The sequence below is a fragment of the Thermococcus prieurii genome (genome assembly GCF_054657655.1).
This window is the reverse complement of sequence record NZ_BAAHYH010000001.1, coordinates 369,051-386,235: the sequence shown is the minus strand read 5'-3', so window position 1 is coordinate 386,235 and position 17,185 is coordinate 369,051. Positions and strand designations below refer to the sequence as shown.

Annotated in this window: 21 protein-coding genes; 5 read left to right on the top strand and 16 right to left on the bottom strand. The window is 56.7% G+C overall.

The genetic code is table 11. From position 1 onward, the window contains the following. Positions 1-3: 3 nt before the first annotated feature. A complete protein-coding gene (locus tag ACYQ04_RS02235) occupies positions 4-537 on the bottom strand; it encodes a multiprotein bridging factor aMBF1 (protein WP_042691882.1) in 534 nt (177 codons plus the stop codon). A gap of 67 nt (positions 538-604) precedes the next feature. Between ACYQ04_RS02235 and ACYQ04_RS02230 the strand changes: the two genes are divergently transcribed. Next, complete coding sequence (locus tag ACYQ04_RS02230; RefSeq protein ID WP_460127063.1) at positions 605-1,102, top strand: GNAT family N-acetyltransferase; 498 nt, start codon at positions 605-607, stop codon at positions 1,100-1,102. A 17-nt stretch (positions 1,103-1,119) separates the two neighbouring features. Further along, positions 1,120-1,410, top strand: a complete 291-nt coding sequence (locus ACYQ04_RS02225) for a hypothetical protein (protein ID WP_460127285.1) — start codon at positions 1,120-1,122, stop codon at positions 1,408-1,410. Between the two features lie 67 nt (positions 1,411-1,477). Here ACYQ04_RS02225 and ACYQ04_RS02220 read toward each other — a convergent pair whose 3' ends face one another. The 6 genes from ACYQ04_RS02220 to ACYQ04_RS02195 all read right to left on the bottom strand — a co-directional run bounded on the left by ACYQ04_RS02220 (position 1,478) and on the right by ACYQ04_RS02195 (position 7,204). Next, positions 1,478-1,882: a Zn-ribbon domain-containing OB-fold protein gene (locus ACYQ04_RS02220; protein ID WP_460127062.1), complete on the bottom strand. Its 405-nt coding sequence runs from the start codon at positions 1,880-1,882 to the stop codon at positions 1,478-1,480. A gap of 2 nt (positions 1,883-1,884) precedes the next feature. Continuing rightward, positions 1,885-3,045, bottom strand: coding sequence for a thiolase domain-containing protein (locus ACYQ04_RS02215; RefSeq protein WP_460127283.1), 1,161 nt, complete (start codon positions 3,043-3,045; stop codon positions 1,885-1,887). A 10-nt stretch (positions 3,046-3,055) separates the two neighbouring features. After that, positions 3,056-4,108, bottom strand: a complete 1,053-nt coding sequence (locus ACYQ04_RS02210) for a hydroxymethylglutaryl-CoA synthase (RefSeq protein ID WP_460127282.1) — start codon at positions 4,106-4,108, stop codon at positions 3,056-3,058. A 99-nt stretch (positions 4,109-4,207) separates the two neighbouring features. Then, entirely contained in the window at positions 4,208-4,888 is a 681-nt protein-coding gene (locus ACYQ04_RS02205; RefSeq protein WP_014123188.1) for a fibrillarin-like rRNA/tRNA 2'-O-methyltransferase, read from the bottom strand. A 5-nt stretch (positions 4,889-4,893) separates the two neighbouring features. After that, complete coding sequence (locus tag ACYQ04_RS02200) at positions 4,894-6,156, bottom strand: C/D box methylation guide ribonucleoprotein complex aNOP56 subunit (RefSeq protein ID WP_460127280.1); 1,263 nt, start codon at positions 6,154-6,156, stop codon at positions 4,894-4,896. Positions 6,157-6,235: 79 nt separating this feature from the next. Then, complete coding sequence (locus ACYQ04_RS02195) at positions 6,236-7,204, bottom strand: ribose 1,5-bisphosphate isomerase (RefSeq protein WP_460127061.1); 969 nt, start codon at positions 7,202-7,204, stop codon at positions 6,236-6,238. Between the two features lie 268 nt (positions 7,205-7,472). Here ACYQ04_RS02195 and ACYQ04_RS02190 point away from each other — a divergent pair, with 268 nt between their 5' ends. After that, entirely contained in the window at positions 7,473-8,729 is a 1,257-nt protein-coding gene (locus ACYQ04_RS02190; RefSeq protein WP_460127278.1) for an aminotransferase-like domain-containing protein, read from the top strand. A 48-nt stretch (positions 8,730-8,777) separates the two neighbouring features. Next, positions 8,778-9,617: a gamma-glutamyl-gamma-aminobutyrate hydrolase family protein gene (locus tag ACYQ04_RS02185; RefSeq protein ID WP_460127060.1), complete on the top strand. Its 840-nt coding sequence runs from the start codon at positions 8,778-8,780 to the stop codon at positions 9,615-9,617. Here the strand turns inward: ACYQ04_RS02185 and ACYQ04_RS02180 are convergent. After that, positions 9,547-10,386, bottom strand: a complete 840-nt coding sequence (locus tag ACYQ04_RS02180) for an SPL family radical SAM protein (RefSeq protein WP_460127059.1) — start codon at positions 10,384-10,386, stop codon at positions 9,547-9,549. The genes ACYQ04_RS02185 and ACYQ04_RS02180 overlap by 71 nt on opposite strands. A gap of 57 nt (positions 10,387-10,443) precedes the next feature. Between ACYQ04_RS02180 and ACYQ04_RS02175 the strand changes: the two genes are divergently transcribed. After that, positions 10,444-10,854: an OsmC family protein gene (locus ACYQ04_RS02175; RefSeq protein WP_460127058.1), complete on the top strand. Its 411-nt coding sequence runs from the start codon at positions 10,444-10,446 to the stop codon at positions 10,852-10,854. 40 nt (positions 10,855-10,894) lie between these two features. On the opposite strand, the gene ACYQ04_RS02170 is transcribed toward ACYQ04_RS02175, so the two are convergent. The 8 genes from ACYQ04_RS02170 to purS form a co-directional block, all read right to left on the bottom strand. Continuing rightward, positions 10,895-11,461 (bottom strand): GMP synthase subunit A, encoded by a 567-nt coding sequence (locus ACYQ04_RS02170; RefSeq protein ID WP_460127057.1) that lies wholly within the window; start codon positions 11,459-11,461, stop codon positions 10,895-10,897. Continuing rightward, positions 11,458-11,895 carry a type II toxin-antitoxin system VapC family toxin gene (locus tag ACYQ04_RS02165; protein WP_460127056.1) on the bottom strand — a complete coding sequence of 146 codons (438 nt, stop codon included), beginning with the start codon at positions 11,893-11,895 and terminating at the stop codon, positions 11,458-11,460. The genes ACYQ04_RS02170 and ACYQ04_RS02165 overlap by 4 nt, the downstream gene beginning before the upstream one ends. A 2-nt stretch (positions 11,896-11,897) precedes the next feature. Next, complete coding sequence (locus tag ACYQ04_RS02160) at positions 11,898-12,092, bottom strand: antitoxin family protein (RefSeq protein WP_460127055.1); 195 nt, start codon at positions 12,090-12,092, stop codon at positions 11,898-11,900. 41 nt (positions 12,093-12,133) lie between these two features. Next, positions 12,134-13,057: a glutamine-hydrolyzing GMP synthase gene (gene guaA, locus ACYQ04_RS02155; protein ID WP_460127276.1), complete on the bottom strand. Its 924-nt coding sequence runs from the start codon at positions 13,055-13,057 to the stop codon at positions 12,134-12,136. Positions 13,058-13,119: 62 nt separating this feature from the next. Then, positions 13,120-14,115, bottom strand: a complete 996-nt coding sequence (locus ACYQ04_RS02150; RefSeq protein WP_460127054.1) for a formate--phosphoribosylaminoimidazolecarboxamide ligase — start codon at positions 14,113-14,115, stop codon at positions 13,120-13,122. Next, on the bottom strand, positions 14,112-16,250 hold the full coding sequence (gene purL / locus ACYQ04_RS02145) for a phosphoribosylformylglycinamidine synthase subunit PurL (protein ID WP_460127053.1): 2,139 nt from the start codon (positions 16,248-16,250) through the stop codon (positions 14,112-14,114). The genes ACYQ04_RS02150 and purL overlap by 4 nt, the downstream gene beginning before the upstream one ends. Before the next feature lie 4 nt (positions 16,251-16,254). Continuing rightward, a complete protein-coding gene (purQ, locus tag ACYQ04_RS02140) occupies positions 16,255-16,926 on the bottom strand; it encodes a phosphoribosylformylglycinamidine synthase I (RefSeq protein WP_460127052.1) in 672 nt (223 codons plus the stop codon). Position 16,927: 1 nt separating this feature from the next. Then, positions 16,928-17,170 (bottom strand): phosphoribosylformylglycinamidine synthase subunit PurS, encoded by a 243-nt coding sequence (gene purS, locus ACYQ04_RS02135; protein WP_167729462.1) that lies wholly within the window; start codon positions 17,168-17,170, stop codon positions 16,928-16,930. Between the last annotated feature and the right edge of the window lie 15 nt (positions 17,171-17,185).

Here is a 17,185-nt window from a genome sequence, read left to right as displayed (position 1 = left end):
ACTTCACTTCTTCCTCTTCCGTATCCTGATGTTCGCGATGTCGCCGAGGGTTGGCTCGTAGTCCTTTGGAATCGTCTTCTTCTCCTTTACCTCCTCCTCGACGCGCTCGATGAGCGTAATCTTGAAGTAGCGTTCAAGCTTTTTGGCTTCCTTAATCGTCGGCTCACGGTAGCCGTGCGCTATGGCTCTCAAATCGTTCACCGAAAGCCCAATCTCGTGGGACAGCTCCTCGTAGCTTTTACCGCTCCTCTGTATGGCCTTGTAAACCCTCTCGGCGAAGTCCTCAACGATTTCCTCAGTGTAAAGCGGTCTCTCGCGGTAGGGCTTCGGCTCCCTCTTCGGCCTTGGAGCTGAGACGGGCCTTCTCCTCGGCTCCCTTCCTGTAGGCATTATGCTGAAACCGGACTTCTTTCGGCCGTACTTCTCGTAACAGCGGTCGCAGACGAGAACCTCGGCGCCTTCGAGCCTTATCCTGTGGCCCGGGCCTCTAATGGGCGCACCACAAATCTCACAGTAGCGCGGCTTGGCCTTGCTCATAGCTACCACCTTCTCTACCGCTCAAAGCTCGGAGTCAGGCTTTTTAAACCCGACGATGAGGATATGGATGATGACCGAAGTAAAGATAGAGAAGCTACAAAAGCTCGACCAGGAAACGCTCGAGAGGCTGATAGAGATTTACATGAACGCCTACGAGGGAATGCGCGAGTACGGCGGGGAGGGCGAGAGCTACGCGAAGCGCTACCTGCGGTGGTGCTGGAGCAAGGCCAAAGACGGCTTCTTCGTTGCCAAACTCGGCGACGAGATAGTCGGTTTCATAGTCTGCGACGACGACTGGTACAGCAAGTACGAGGGAAAAACGGTTGGGGCAATTCACGAATTCGCCGTGGACAGGAGGTATCAGGGGCACGGGATAGGGCGGAAGCTCATGGAGAAGTGCCTCGAGTACCTGAAGGGAAAAAGGATAGAGCTCTGGGTCGGCGAGAAGAACGAGAGAGCAAAGAGGTTTTACGAGGAGTACGGTTTCAGAGAAGCTGGAAAGCACGGCATCTGGGTGAGAATGGTTAAGCCTGCCGAAAAGGTGATAAGCGCGGACGAGAAGTAGGTTTATTGGTGGTTGCAATGCCCTGCATTCATCCACCCGGCACAGACAGGGTGAAGGAAATGAAAGAGGAGAGCTTCATAAGGGAAGGAAAGGGAAAGCTGAAGGTCACGATAGAGGGGAGCGAGACCCTCGAAACTACGATGAGCGGAAGGCTGAAGAGCGTCGAGGAAGTTGCCGAGATGCTCGGCGTCGAAGCGAAGGACGGGAAGATAGAGACCGTGGTTGACGGAGTGAAGGTCAGGATGGAGAAGGGCAAGCTCGAGCTTGAGTTCGAGAGCGGGGACAGGATGAGGATTGAGAGGGCTTAATGGCATTCAATGCCCAATTCTTTTCTGAAGCCAAAACAGGTTAAAAAGCAGGGTAAGGAAAAGGAAATCACTTCAAAACGGGCCTGAACTTGTAGCCGTAGAGGATTATGCCGTCCTCCTCAAACTCCCTGACCTTTCTGGTCACGACCTCAACTTCCATACCCTCGTGGATTTCCTCCGGGTCAACGTCCGTCAGCTGGGCCAGAACGACGGGCCCTTCCTCGAGCTGAACCAGGGCCAATGGATAGGGCTTGTAGTACTCAAACCCGCTCGGCGGGTTTCTCACTATCGTCCAGGTGAGCACCTTGCCCCTTCCGCTGAACTCGTACTCCTCGACGTTCTTCGAACCGCAGACGGGGCAAACTCCCCTGTAGGGGAAAAAGACGTGACCGTTCTCGCATTTGCCTCCTATGAGCCTGTACTTCTCGCGGAAGTGCCTCCAGTAGCGGGAAACCTGCATCGGACGGGCCATCTTCACACCCTCCTGAAGATGCTAACGGTTATGTTCGAACCGGTTCCACCGATGTTCTGGGTCAGGCCGACCTCCGCATCTGGAACCTGGTTCGGCGCTTCACCGCGGAGCTGAAGAACCGCCTCGACCGTCTGGTAGACGCCGGTAGCTCCAACTGGGTGACCCCTCGCCTTAAGTCCTCCCATCGTCTGTATCGGATAATCTGCGTCAATCGCTATCTGGCCCTCCCTGGCGAGCTTCGCTCCTTCCCCTTTCTTCGCGACGCCGAGAGCCTCAAGACTCAGCGCGGCCATGACCGTGAAGGCGTCGTGAACCTCGAAGAAGTCGATGTCCTTTGCCTCGACCCCGGCCATCTTGTAAGCTTTCTCTGCTGCTATCTTCGCCGCCTTGAGGGTGAGCAAATCTTCTCTGTTGGCAAGGTTTATGGTGTCTATGGCGCGCGCCATTCCAGCAACTTCAACCCACTTCTCCTTCGGAACGCCGAGCTCTTCGGCCTTCTCGGGGGTGGTTATTATCACGGCAGCGGCACCGTCGCAGACCGGGGAAGCATCGAAGAGCTTGAGCGGGTCTGCTATGTAGGGGCTCTTCAGGACGGTCTCGACCTTGATGGGCCTCTTGAACATCGCGTAGGGGTTCTTGGCACCGTTGGCGTGGGCGTTGACGGCGAAGAGGGCCAAATCCTCCTCGGTGTAGCCGTAGGTCTTCATGTAGTGCCTCATGATGAGCGCGTTCAAAGCTACGAAGCTGGCCCCGTGGAAGAGCTCCCACTCGGCATCGGCGGCGTAAGCCAGGTAGCGCGTCGCGTCGCTCGGCCAGGCGTCGGTCATCTTCTCGACGCCGACGACGGCAACAACATCCTCCAGTCCGCTGAGGACGGCCTTGACGCCCTCCTGAACGGCGGCACCTCCAGAGGCGCAGGCGGCTTCAATTTTAACGGCAGGAATGTTCCCGAGACCTGCCCAGTCAGCTATGAGCGCGCCGAGGTTCTCCTGCTCGACGAAGGGACCAGAAACCATGTTGCCGACATAGAGGGAGTCAACCTTATCGACGCCTGCATCTTCCATCGCCTTGAGAAGGGCCTCAACGGCCAAATCCCTGAGGGAGAGCTTCCAGTGCTCACCAACGGGCGTCATGCCCGCTCCGATTATGACCGCCTTCTTCATCTCCATCACCTCACAGTATGAACTTCCTCCTCGCCTTGGCGTAGAGGGCGTAGTCTATGTACTTCTTCCTCTCGACGTAGTCCTTAACCTTCGGCGCGAGGTCCCTCTTCTCCTCTATGGCGTCCTGAACGACGATGCTGAAGGCGTCGCTTCCTGCTCCGGAACCGAAGGAAACCCACAGAATCCTGTCGCCGGGCTTGGCTATATCGAGAACCGCTGAAACGCCGACCATCGTTGCACCGCTGTAGGTGTTTCCAATCTTGCCTGTCAGAAGTCCCGGGAGAACCTTTTCCTTCGGGATTCCGAGGATTTTTGCCGCTGTGAGCGGGAACTTGACGTTGGGCTGGTGGAAGACCGCGTAGTCGAAGTCGTTGACTGTAAGACCCAGCTCTTCCATCAGCGTTTTTGCCGCGTTGATTATGTGGTGGAAGTAGGCCGGCTCGCCTGTAAAGCGGTTTCCGTGCCTCGGGTAGTGCTCGTGCTGGCGCCTCCAGAAGTCCGGCGTGTCCGTAACGTAGGAGTAGCTTCCCTCGAAGTAGGCAACCGTCTCGGAGCTCTTGGGGCCAACTATGAAGGCAGCTCCGCCCGCTCCGGCAGTGAACTCGAGGTGGTCGCCGGGCCTTCCCTGGGCGGTGTCCGCTCCAATGGCCATCGCGTAGTCGGCCATCTCGGAGCCAACGAAGCCGATAGCTGTCTGCAGAGCCTCGGTTCCGGCCTTACAGGCGAACTCGAAGTCGGCCGTGCTGACGTCGGGAGTTGCGCCAATGGCCTCGGCTATGACCGTACCTGTGGGCTTAACCGCGTAGGGCTTGCTCTCCGAGCCGAACCAGACCGCCCTTATGAGCTTGGGGTCTATTCCAGCCCTTTTGAGCGCGTTTCTTGCCGCTTCAAGTCCTATGGTGAGCGCGTCCTCGTCGAGACCTGGAACGGCCTTTTCCTCGATTGGAAAGCTCGAAACGCCCCAGACCCTTCCTATCTCCTCGGCTTTGATTCTATACCTCGGAACGTAGGCACCGTAGCCGACGATGCCCACTTCCCTCTTCGGCTTCAGTAGCTTCCTCATGGGCATCACCTTGAGAACTGACTGCCGGGGGTTGGAACGGGCCTTATAAAAGCCTTTCGGTAAAAGTGAAAAAGAGTTTAGACGATTGACGAGGAAAGCTCAAGGCTTCCTCACGACGAACAGCGCGTGGTCCTTCTCGTAGGGCTCGAGCGAAAGCCTCTCGACGACCTCGAAGTACTCGGAGAGCTCCCTCTCGACCTCCTTGAAGACCTCCTCGGGCTCCTTGGTGACGTCTATGCTCCTGCTCTTGACCGAAATCATGCCGTAGCCACCGCTCTTGAGGAAGACCTTTGCGTTGTCGATGAGGATTTTCGCCTGCGTCGGCTGGGCAACGTCTTCAAAGATTACGTCAACCTTCGGGACGAGGGCGCGGTAGCCCTCTGGCTTCGTCGCGTCGCCGAGTATGGGAACGATGTTCCTCCTCTCTTCAACGATTGGAACGAGCTCCCTCAGAACCCTCGGTGAGAATTCGACGCCGAATATCTTGCCCTCCCAGCCGACGATGTCGCTGACGTGGGAAGCGGTGGTTCCGCTCGCTATTCCGAGGTAAAGGACGGTTGAGCCGGGCTTAATCGGGAAGTTCTTGAGGCCGTTGAGTATTGCCGCGCCGAGCTTTGAACGGCTCGGGTTCCAAATCCTGTACTCCTCGCCCTCGAACTTGATGACCCTCTCCCCGTAAACCCTCTGGCCGGGGACGAGGTTCTTGGTGGCTATCTTCTCGCTCCCGTCGTCATCGATGACGATGTAAACGCCCGGGAACCTGTGCTTCTTAACCTTCATCTACCTCACCTCTTGCCCTTCTTTTTCTTCTTACCCTTCTTATCGGGCTTGCCCTTACCCTTCTTCTCCTTCCTGTCGTGCTTCTTGCCCTTCTTGTCCTTGCCCTTGAACTTCTTCTTTTTCTTCTTCTCGGGCTTGGCCTTCCTCTTGGGCGGGTTCGGATACTTCTCCTTGATTTCCTTGATTCTCTGCTCGAGCTCCTTCTTGAGCTCCTCGCCGATGTATTCACCCGAGAAGTAGTCAACCCTTGCCGCTATGGCCAGCTTTCCAGCTAATGCCCTCGCAATCTTACCCCTCTGCCACCAGGGCGAGCGGTTTATCGCAGGGTACTGGAAGATGACTCCGTGCTTGGGTGGCTTGGCACCGGTTCTTAAGTGCCTGAAGAGAGCCTTTTCAGCGCCAAGAACCTGTATCGTCGATGCCGGCATCATGGCGAGCTCCTTAAGGCCTCCAGCAAGGCTCATGAGCCTTGCGGCGAGCTTCGCACCGACGAGGGCCTTCAGGTTCGGAGCAACTTCACCAACAGCGGTCTCAAGGTAGTCCTCAATCTGCTCCCTCAGCTTGTAGAGGTCGGAAATCTCGCTGGCGAGCTTCCTTATGATTTCGCTGTCGAACTTGCCGAGCGGTGCTCCCATGGACTTCTCGGCCGCCTTGAGAATCTTCTCAACCTTGCCCTCGGAGAAGCCGAGCTTTTCAAGCTTCTCCCTCGTTACATTCTCCCTCGGGCCGATTTCCTTGACGAAGGCAACGTATTGCTGGTGCTTGGGCAGGATTTCGTCCAGCTCGGGGAAGTGGAGGCCGTACCACTCCCTCAGCCTCGAAACGAGCAGGTTAATGACCTTGTCTATGTCGTCCAGAGCTTCGATTGCCTGTATAATCATCTTGTCGCGCGCACCGCTCTGCTCCTGTATGCGGAGCCTCGTCAGGGCAACTCCGACTGTGTAGTACTCGTCGAACCAGTTCTCACCGAGGAACTCCTCCGGGCTTGAGCGGAGTTTTTCTCCTGCCAAGTTAGGGAACTCGGCGGTGGCGTTGTAGCCGAGCTCCTTGAGCTTCCTGCTCAGCTCGGTGTCCTCGACGACGAATTCCTCGTAGCCCTCTTCGCCCAGCTCGTCGAGGAGAACTAAAAGCTCGTCGCTCGGTTCGCCCTTCAAAAGCCTGTCGAGGCTTACCTCCGGCTTCCCGCTGAAGGGTTTGCTCGCGATGAGCTTCCCGCTCTCGTCGAAGGCGTAAACCCCTCTGACGTTCTCAGCAATGTAAACCTTCATGAGCATCACCTTCCTTTCTTTCCTCAGATATAGAAGGGCGAGGAGTTTTAAATGGTATCGGTGGAAAAAGAGGGAAAAGTCAGTCCTCCCAGGGCTCGCGGTACTTGAGAGCCCAACCAAACTCCTCCTTGAGGATGTCTATAGCAGCGCTCGGCGGAATGACCCCGCGCTCGGTTATGATGACGTCAACGTACTCTGGAGGTGTAACGTCGAAGGCCGGATTCCAGACCTCGATGTTCTTCGGCCAGGTCTTGAGTTCTTCCTCGGGAATGACCTCCGTTGGGTCGCGCATCTCAATCTCGACGAGCTGACCGAGCATCGTCTCGGGGTGGAACTTGTAAGTTTCAGCGGCAATCATAGTCCAAACCCTGTGCTCCTTGGCGGTAAGCGCTATCAGGGCCGTTCCAATCTTGTTTATCACCGCGCCGTTGACCGTTATGCTGTCGGCTCCCATGACGACTTTGTCCGTCATCTTCATGTAGTGCCTCGCCGCCGAATCTACGACGTATATGACTGGAATTCCATAGGAAGCCAGCTCCTTGGCGGTAATCTTGCCCTGCCATTTGGGCCTCGTCTCGGTTACGATGACCTTGATGTCCTTACCCTGCTCCCAGGCGGTCTTCATGACGCTTATCGCGGCCTTGCTGTGGCAGTGGGTCATTATGACGTCGCCGTCCTCTATGCGCTTCGCCCCTATCTCCCCTATCCTCTTGACCGCGTTCTCGGAGTTGTGTATGAACTCCTTGGCGGCGTTGATGACGATGAAGCGGAGCTGTTCAAGGTCGGCACCGCTCGAGTAGGCAATCTTGCCCCTGTGCATGACGTAACGAAGGGCGTTGGGCAGGGAAACGGCGGTTGGCCTCGTCTCGTAGAGTATCTTCGCGGCCTGCTTCATCTCCTCCCAGAACTCGTCAACGGTCTTGGCTTGGCTCTTCTCGGCCTGTACCTGGAGCGCGTAGGCAGCCGAACGGGCTATCTTCCCTGCACCGCGTATCTCCATGTTCCTTATTTTCTCCGCTATTTCAAGGACTTCCTTCACCACTGGCATCGCTATCACCTCCCGGTAAACTCAGGTTTAGGAGACAGGGTTTATATTTTTTCTGAAAAGACACGAGAATTCCGAAGGAGCTTTAATGTGCTTTTAGTGCATCAATGTCACTAAAAGTCCTTCGGTGTCCTTAAATTGCCGAAGGAAGCCGTGTTTACCTTTGTAAAGCTCAAATCTGGGCGTTGGGAAAGGTTTATAACGAAAGACCCGAAGTTCTTAGTGTATAGATTTGGTGACGTGCTCAGGCATGTTCATTGAGGTGGTGGCTATGCAGGAAAAACTCGAAAGGAAACTCGCATCCGAGCCCCTCAACTTCGAGTCATTCTTCTCCGAGAAGGCCCTTCAGATGAAGGCTTCGGAGATTAGGGAGCTCCTTAAGCTCGTCGAGACGAGTGATGTTATCAGCTTGGCCGGCGGTTTGCCCGCTCCCGAGACCTTCCCGGTTGAGATTATCAAGAAGATTGCCCAAGAAGTCCTCACGGAGCACGCCGACAAGGCCCTGCAGTACGGAACGACCAAGGGGTTCACCCCGCTCCGCCTCGCCCTCGCGAAGTGGATGGAGAACCGCTACGGCATCCCGATGAGCAAGGTCGAGATAATGATGGTTGCCGGCTCACAGCAGGCCCTCGACCTCATCGGAAGGGTCTTCATAAACCCCGGGGATGTTGTCGTCGTCGAGGCTCCGACTTATCTCGCGGCGCTCAATGCGTTCAAGTACTATGAGCCCGAGTTCGTGAGCATTCCGATGGACCACGACGGAATGAGGATTGACCTTCTTGAGGAGAAGCTTGAGGAGCTGAAGAGGGAAGGAAAGCGCGTTAAGTTCGTCTACACCGTCTCGACCTTCCAGAACCCAATGGGCGTCACAATGAGCCTCGACAGGAGGAAGCGCCTCATAGAGCTCGCCAGGGAGTACGACTTCCTCATCGTTGAGGACAGCCCCTACAGCGAGCTCCGCTACTCGGGCGAGCCCATTCCGCCGATAAAGCACTTCGACGACGAGGGTAGGGTCATCTACCTCGGGACGTTCTCGAAGATACTCGCCCCCGGCTTCCGCCTCGGATGGGTTTCGGCACACCCGCACTTCATTAGGAAGATGGAGATAGCGAAGCAGGCCGTTGACCTCTGCGCCAACACCCTCGCCCAGGTTATAGCGTGGAAGTACGTGGAGAACGGATACCTCGACGAGCACATACCGAAGATAATCGAGTTCTACAAGCCGAGGCGCGATGCAATGCTTGAGGCGCTTGAGGAGTTCATGCCGGAGGGCGTCGAGTGGACCAAGCCCAACGGAGGAATGTTCGTCTGGGTCACCCTGCCGGAGGGAATAGACACCAAGCTCATGATGGAGAAGGCCGTCGCCAAGGGCGTCGCCTACGTCCCCGGTGAGGCCTTCTTCGCCCACCGCGACGTTAAGAACACCCTCAGGCTGAACTTCACCTACGTTCCCGAGAAAACCATTAGGGAGGGCGTTAGGAGGCTCGCCGAGGTCATTGAGGAAGAAATCAAGGCTCTCAAGAAGTGAGGAAAAGCTTTTTACCCCTTTCTTTCCCAGATTTCCATCGGTGGTGACATGAAACCCCTGATAGCAATCATAGGTTCTCCCTGGAGTGAGTCCCTTTCAGCGGGCAGAGCGCACATAAAGCGCGTTATAGAGACCGGCGGACTTCCAGCAGTTTTCAGCCCCGAAATCGAGCCTGAGGACATCATAGAAGTCGCCGACGGGATACTGCTCATTGAAGGACCTGACGTCCACCCGCGCTTCTACGGGGAGGACCCCTCGCCGAGCCTCAGGGAAGTTGACGTTCTTCGAGACGAGTTCGAAATTGAGCTGGTAAAGCTTGCCGTCGAGGTCGGCATCCCAATCCTCGGGGTAGGAAGGGGAATGCACATAATCAACGTCGCCCTCGGCGGAACGCTCTATCAGGACATCTACGACATCCCCAAGGCGATAAAGCACGACTGGAGCTTTGGAAGCACGAGGCCGGAGCAGAGGCTTCACACCATCAGAATAAAGGCGGACTCGACCCTCTACTCCATCCTGCGCGAGAGCCTGAACATCGAGGGAACCAACGAGGGATGGGCGTGGGTAAACAGCTTCCACCACCAGGCCGTGAAGAGGGTTGGAGAAGGACTCAGACAGGTTGCCTTCGCCGTTGACGGCCTGATAGAAGCCATAGAGGGCAAAGAGGGCTTCATTCTCGGCGTCCAGTGGCAGCCGGAGCACCTGCCCGAGATGCTTCCCCTGTACAGGGCCCTGGTTGAGGCATCATTCAAGAGACACAGAGAAAGTGAGGACATGAGAAGGATGGCAATTGAAGCCGAAATCCGTGAGGAGCTCGCTAAGGAACAAGATGAGAGCCGTCACAGCTCGGAAACGAGCGATAACCTTCCCGACACGAACCAAACGTGATGCCCCTCTCGGTTATCTTTTTCTCTGCCTCACGGAGGATTTGAAAGCGTAGCTCCCTCTGGAGGTAATAGTAGCCGCCAATCCTCTCCCCCCTCTCATAGAGCGGCCACAGCTTTTCCATCAGCCCCGGAAACTTCGCGAACATTCTCCTCTTGGAGTCCGGCCTCAGCTTGAGGGTTGAAACTGTGATGTGGCTCACGAAGCTTAGAGCGTCAAGAGTCTCGTCGAAGTCCTCCCAGGTGTAGAACGGAATTATCGGGTCTATCCTCGCGTAAACAGGAATCCCTGCTTTCTTGGCATTTTTAAGAGCCCTTATCCGAGCTTTCGGCGATGGGGCGTTCGGCTCGAGAAGTTTGGCTTTCCGCTCGTCAACCGTCGTCACAGTGATTCCAGCGGCACAGCGGAGCTCGCTCAGAAGGTCTATGTCCCGCTCGAAGATGTCTGACTTCGTGAGGAGCAGACAGCGGACGTTGTAGCGTTTGAATAGCTCAAGAACCTTCCGCGTTATCCCGAGTTCGCGTTCTACCGTCGGATAGGGGTCGGAGGAGTATGAGAGGGCTATAATGTAGCGCCTGTCGAACTTTCTGAGCTCCTTCTCCAGCTTTGGTAAGAGACCCTCCTTTGTCCTCACGCGGAAGGCGTTGGGAATATAGCTCGTTATGTAGCAGTAAACGCACGCGTGGTCGCAACCGGTGTAGACGTTCAGCGTGTACTTGAAGGGGCACGTGCAGAGCTTCGCCTTCCAGGGGTCGAAGGGTCGAATGTACATAACCAGAGGTTGAGGAAAGGGCTTTAAAACTCACTCGGTAGGAACTACGGTGATGGCATGAGCGTGAAGGGTCGAGTCAAGTGGGTTGATGGAATGCAGTTCGTCGGCTCGATGGAGGACGGTGGGTGCTCGATAATCCTCGGGGACGGCGGGATAAGCCCAATGAGGCTCCTTCTCCTCAGCGTTGCCGGTTGCACCGCCTACGACGTCGTCATGATTCTCAAGAAGATGCGCGAGCCGATTGAGGGCCTCGAAGTCGAGATTTCCGGCGAGAGAAGGGAGGAATACCCCAAGGTCTACACCAAGGTTCACATTCACTACAGGATTTACGGAAACGTTAAGGAGGAAAAGGCGAGAAGGGCCATAGAGCTGAGTCAGGACAAGTACTACTCCGCCTCGGCCCAGGTCAAGCTGAGCGGTGCCGAGCTGACTTACTCCATTGAGATAGTGCGGGGCGATGATGACTAAATCCGTTGCGGAAAGGTGAAGAGAGGACCGACTATCTGAGCTAGAGCTCCCCGCAGAGCCTCGCGAAGTTCCTGTAGACCTCGGCCCCGCGCTCGGTGTGCGCCACTTCCGGGTGGAACTGGACGCCGTAGATTGGAAGGCTCTCGTGCTTCATAGCTTCAACCGGGCAGGTCTCGCTCCTCGCGAGCAGTTTAAAGCCCGGCGGGAGCTCCTTCACCTCGTCCATGTGGCTCTCCCACACCTTCAGTTTCCTTGGAAAGCCTGCAAAGATGTCGTTTTCCTCTATTATTTCAATCTCGACAAGGCTGTACTCGGCCTTCTCGCCCCTGCCGACCTTCCCGCCGAAGTGCCTCGCTATGAGCTGGTGGCCGAGGCAGATTCCGAGAATTGGGACGTTGAACTCGTCGTAGTGCTCCAGAATGGCTTCACAGTTGCCGGTCCTGTTTATGTCCGGGCCACCTGAGAAGATTATCCCCTTCGGTTTCATTGCCTTGATTTCCTCAAGCGGTGTCGTGTTTGGGATTATCTTGGCCTCAACACCGAGGTATCTCAGAGTCCTCCAAATCCTGTGGACGTATTGGCCCCCGTTGTCCATTATAACTATCATGAACCCACCTCCAGGAGTTTGAAGAAGGCATCCGATTCTTCGAGGATATAATAAACGTCAACACCCGAACGTCTTGCGTTCTCGGCCATTCTCCTATCGTTGGTCAGCAGAATACCTCCAACAACCATGGTGGTTGAAATGTAGTAGGTATCAGCCGCCCTTGAATGAAGTCTAAAGGCCAGCTCAACGGCTTCATCAAAGAACTCACTTTCTCCGACGAGGTTAAAGAAATCAAAAACTCCTAAGAACTCCCTGACTTTCTCCTCGGGGGTAAACCTTGACAGGACGTTAACGAACTCAACCATGCATATTTTTGGAACGTAGATTTCGTGGCCATCAATTGCTTCAAAGACCTCCAGCGCGAGCCTCCGCCGTTCCTCGTTAAATTTTGAAAAAGCATCGATGAGCAGGGACGCGTCAACGACGAACCTCATGCCTACTCCCTCACCGTTGTCAGGATTTCCAGAGGGTCTTTCTCTGGTCGTTCAAGTTTTTCCTCGACGCTCTTGATGAATTCAGATAGCCCAGTGCTCAAAATCCTCACCCTGAGCCTCTGCCCCTCCTTCAGCTTGAGGGGTCTGAGGGGCTTCAGCACGCCGTTCTCATAAACTACCTCAATAATCTCGCCCATGCTCCCACCGCTTAAAGTTGGAAACGAAGGTAAATAAGCCTTCACTCGAACTCAATCGTCGCCGGAGGCTTGTTGGTGATGTCGTAGAGAACCCTTCCGACCTCGGGAATCTCGCTCGTTATTCTGAAAGCTATCCTCTGAAGGACGTCGAAGGGGACGTTCATGGCGTTTGCCGTCATTCCGTCGAGGCTCTCAACGACCCTAACCGCTATCGTTTCCTTGTAGGCCCTTATGTCGCCCTGAACGCCAACTGTCTTGACGCCGAGCAGAACCGCGAAGGCCTGCCAGGGCCTAAGCCCGGCTTTCTCGATTTCCTCCTCGACTATCGCGTTGGCTTCCCTGACTATCGCTATCTTCTCCGGCGTGACCTCCCCAAGGACGCGAACGGCCAGCCCCGGCCCCGGGAAGGGCATTCTGTTGTAAATATTCTCAGGAAGGCCGAGCTCCTTCGCCAGCTCCCGAACCTCGTCCTTGTAGAGGTCGCGGAGCGGTTCTATGAGCTTGAGGTTGAGCCTCTCCGGCAGGCCTCCAACGTTGTGGTGGCTCTTGATTTTCCCCTTGCTCTCAATCCAGTCCGGGGCGATGGTTCCCTGAATCAGGAAGTCGGCGTTGATTTCCTTCGCGACCTCCTCAAAGACCTCGATGAAAACGCGGCCTATTATCTTCCTCTTCTCCTCGGGGTCGGTAACGCCCTTCAAAGCCTTGAAAAAGCGCTCGCTCGCGTCAACGTAGTGCAGGTTGAGGCCGAACTCGTCGCGGAAGATCTTCACCACGAACTCCGGCTCGCCTTTCCTCATGAAGCCGGTGTTGACAAAGACGGCGTGAAGCCTGTCCCCTATAGCCTTGTGAGCGAGTATCGCGGCGGTTGAGCTGTCAACGCCACCGCTGAGCGCTATTATCGCCTTTCCGTCGCCGACGGTTTCCCGTATCTCCTCAACCTTCTCCCTGATGAAGTCCTCCCACATGAGCACCACCTTTTACACCCGCTTTGGAATCCGCTTTATAAACCTAACCCGCTTAAACACTTTCACGTCAAAATCTCGTCAAGCCTGTCCTCTTCAACGGCTTGCTTCAGCTCCATCGCTATCCTCCTGCCGGTGCTCACCGGGAAATCATAGCGGAGCCAGCTGTAGGGGGAGCCGTGGACGAAGGGGTTCGTTCCGGCAACTATCCTCGCCGAAATCTCGAAGACCACAAACTCCAGCTCCTCGGTGTAGACTCCCTCGAGGCAGAAGGGACCCCAGAGACCGCCCATGAGCTTTTCAGCCGTCTTCACTACCCTTTCACCGGCCTCAATGACGTCCATGAGCAGGCTCTCGCGCAGGACAATTGGAATGTTGCCGATAACAGTGTAGTTCGTGGCCAGATCGATGTCTAGCTGTTCTTTAGCAGGAATCCTGCCTATCGCGTCGGCGTTCGACTCGTAGCGCCTGTCGATGCTCATCAATTCGAGCTCGCGGTTCAGCTTTGAGTAGAAGTAGTGCGGGTAGACTGGAACTCCAATCACGTACTCCTGAATCTGGATTCCGCTCAGGTCTTCCTTGTCCCTGATGCCGAGCCTCTCGGCCTTCCTCCAGAAGTCCTCGGGATTCTTGGCCAAAAAGTAGCCCCTTCCCCCCTTCGCCCCGAAGGGCTTGACTATCACAGGGCCGTCTATACCGTCGGGGTCGTCGTAGACCCTCGGAAGGCGTAGCTTCGCCTCCTCGAGCCACTTCCTTTCGAGCGAGCGGTCGCTCTCCCACCTCAGCACCTCTTTGTTGCCGTAGTAGGGAACGCGCATCTTCTCGACGAGCTCAACGCCGAGGTGTGCCACGAAGGAGCCGGTGGGGATGACAACGGCGTCGAGGCCCAGGAGCTCCTTCTCTGGGTAGTTCCCCTCTATAAAATAATCCGCAACCGGGAAGTACTTCGTGTAGAGCGGTCTAACCCGGACCTTTCCGAAAGCTATAGTCTCAAAGCCCTCCTGCTTCGCCCCCTTCAAAATCTGAAGGGCCGAGTGGGAGGCGTAGGTTGCTACCCTCATCCCTCCTCACCCAAAAGCCTTGGTAGGGACCCGTAAACTGCTTTAAGCTCCGAAACGGGTTTTCTTAGGAGTTCCCGCCCGTTCCAGAGGAAGACCGCGTCGCTCCCCTCTGCCTTCCCAATGATGGCAAAGTGCTTGAAGAGGCCCTTAAGCTTCTCAAAGTTCTCCTCGGGAAACGCCACGATGTATCTTGAGTGGCTCTCGCTGAAGGCGACCTCGATTGGGCTGGGGGTTTCGGAGGGAACCTTCGAGAGGTCAGCCGTGAAGCCGACGCCGTTCAGGGCCATCTCGGCCAGGGCAACCGCCAGGCCACCCCTGCTCACGTCGTGAACCGCTTTGACGAGGCCCCTCCTTATCGCCTCAAGGATTCCATTCGCGTTGGCTTTTTCCTCCTCAAGGTCCACGCGAGGCGCGAGGCCACCTTCAACGCCGAGCCTCGCGAAGAGCTCGGAACCGCCGAGTTCGGGCTTCGTGAGGCCAGCTATCCCGATGAGGAGGCCCCCCTCAAAAGCTCCGTGAGGAATATCCTCAAGCTTCACCTTTCCGAGACCGGCAACGACGGGAGTCGGCTTTATCGGCCTGTCAACGACCTCGTTGTAGAAGCTCACGTTCCCGCTGACGTACGCCAGGCCGAAGGCCCTCGCCGCGTCCGCCAGGCCTTTAACAGTTTCGGCAAAGCTCCAGTAGACCTCGGGCCTCTCGGGCGAGGCGAAGTTGAGGTTGTCGACCAGGGCCAGAGGCTCGGCCCCAACGCTGACGAGGTTCCTCACCACCTCCGCAACGGCCCCCATCGCGCCGTGGTAGGGGTTCAGGTGGCTGTGGTTCGGATTCCCGTCGGCGACGAAAGCTAAGCCGTACTCGTCGTTTATCTTGAGAACCGCCGCGTCCCTGCCCGGTTTAAGAACCGTCCTTCCCTGGACCTCGTGGTCGTACTGCTCCCAGACCCAGTGCTTGCTCAGGATGTTTGGACTGCCCCAGACGAGGCCGAAGGCTTCTCCAAAGGAAACGTCCGGCGTCTCGACCGGCCTCTCGGCGCTGTAAGGCTTCAGCTCCCACTCTATTGTGGGGACGTCGGCTAAGAGCTCTATCGGCAAATCCGCAACCTTCTCGCCCCTCCAGTAGACGACGAAGCGTGGCTCCTCAATCGTCTCGCCGACGACGGTCCACTCGAGCTCGTACTCCTCGAAAATTCTGCCTATTTCCTCGACGTCCTCCGGCTTAACCGCGAAGAGCATCCTCTCTTGGCTCTCGGAAATCATGACTTCTGTTGGCGTCATGCCAGGCTCGCGGAGAGGGACCCTGTCGGCGTATATTACTGCCCCGAAGCCCTTTTTGCCCGCTATTTCGGAGGCGGCGCAGGTCAGTCCACCTCCCCCCAGATCTTTCAGCGCCTTAACTTTGCCGGTGTAAACGGCCTCGAGCGTGGCCTCGATGAGGAGCTTCTCTGTGAAGGGGTCGGGAATCTGAACGGCCGAGCGGTCTTCCTCCTCCGCGTTCTCGCTCAGCTCCTCGCTCGCGAATGTAACCCCGTGAATCCCATCCCTGCCGGTCCTGTTGCCGACGAGGATGAGCCTGAGGCCAGGTTCGGTTACGTAGCTGTGGACGAGGTGCTCGGGCCTCATGACGCCAACGCAGGCGACGTTGACGAGCGTGTAGTTATCGAGGCTCTCATCGAACTCGGTCTCGCCCCCAACGGTCGGAACGCCTATCCTGTTGCCGTAGTCGGCTATTCCCTTCACAACACCCTCAAGGAGGTAGCGGTTGCGCTCTTTCTCCAGCGGGCCGAAGCGTATGGGGTCGAGCAGGGCAATTGGCCTCGCGCCCATGCAGAGTATGTCCCTCACTATCCCGCCGACTCCCGTGGCTGCTCCTCCGTAGGGCTCGACCGCGCTCGGATGATTGTGGCTCTCGATTCCAACGGCTATCCACGTCTCGTCGTCGAACCTCACTATTCCCGCGTCCTCGCCGGGGCCTAAAATCACGTGCTCGTTATCCGTCGGGAGGAGCTTGAGCCAGGGCCTGCTCGATTTGTATGAGGCGTGCTCGCTCCACATAACTTCGAGCATCGCCCACTCAAGCTCGTTCGGCTCTCTGCCAAGCCTTTCACGGATGAGCTTCTCCTCGTGCGGGAACATTTCCTCACCTCCTCGCCCACTCCACCATGCTCCTGAACAGCCTCAGGCCGTCTTCACTCCCCAAAAAGCGGTCGCTCGCGCGCTCTGGGTGCGGCATCGTTCCGAGGACGTTGCCACGCTCGTTGGCTATCGCCGCTATGTTCAGAACCGAGCCGTTGGGGTTTGCCTCTTCGCTCACGTTCCCCTTTTCGTCGCTGTACTGAAAGACGATTCTGACCTTCGAAGGGTCGTCTGTGTAGTAGTTGCCCTCCGCGTGGGCAATCGGCATTCTTATGACCTCCCCCGGCTCGTAGAGGGAAGTGAAGGGCGTTTCCGTGTCGTTCACGCGGAGGTGAACCCACCTGCAGAGGAAGCGAGGAACCCTGTTGGGCCTCAAAGCCCCGGGCAGAAGACCCGCCTCGGTGAGGATTTGAAAGCCGTTGCAGATTCCGAGAACCGGTCGTCCCTCCTCGGCGAACTCCTTCACTTCCTCCATTATCTCCTGACGGGCGGCTATCGCACCGGCACGAAGGTAATCGGCGTAGCTGAAGCCACCCGGCAAAACCACGCCGTCGAAGTCCTTGAGGCTCGTTTTATACCACACGCGCTCCGCCTCGGCTCCGGCCTTCCTTATGGCCCTCTCCGTCTCAAAGTCGCAGTTTGTTCCCGGGAACACCACCACGGCAAAGCGCACCATCTCAGCTCACCGGCTCTATCCTGTACTCCCAGCTGTGGATGAGGGGGTTGGCGAGGAGCTTTCTGCACATCTCCTCTACCTCTTCCTCCGGCCTCTCGCTCTCAAGCTCGAACTCGAAGCACTTCGGGACACGCAGGCCTTCAACCGCGTAGCCGAGGTTTCTAAGGGCCTTCCCTATGACCCTCCCTTCGGGGTCGTTGAGTCCCTCCTTGAGGCGAACGGTGACGGTAACCTTCCACTTCATAGCGACCACCCTTGC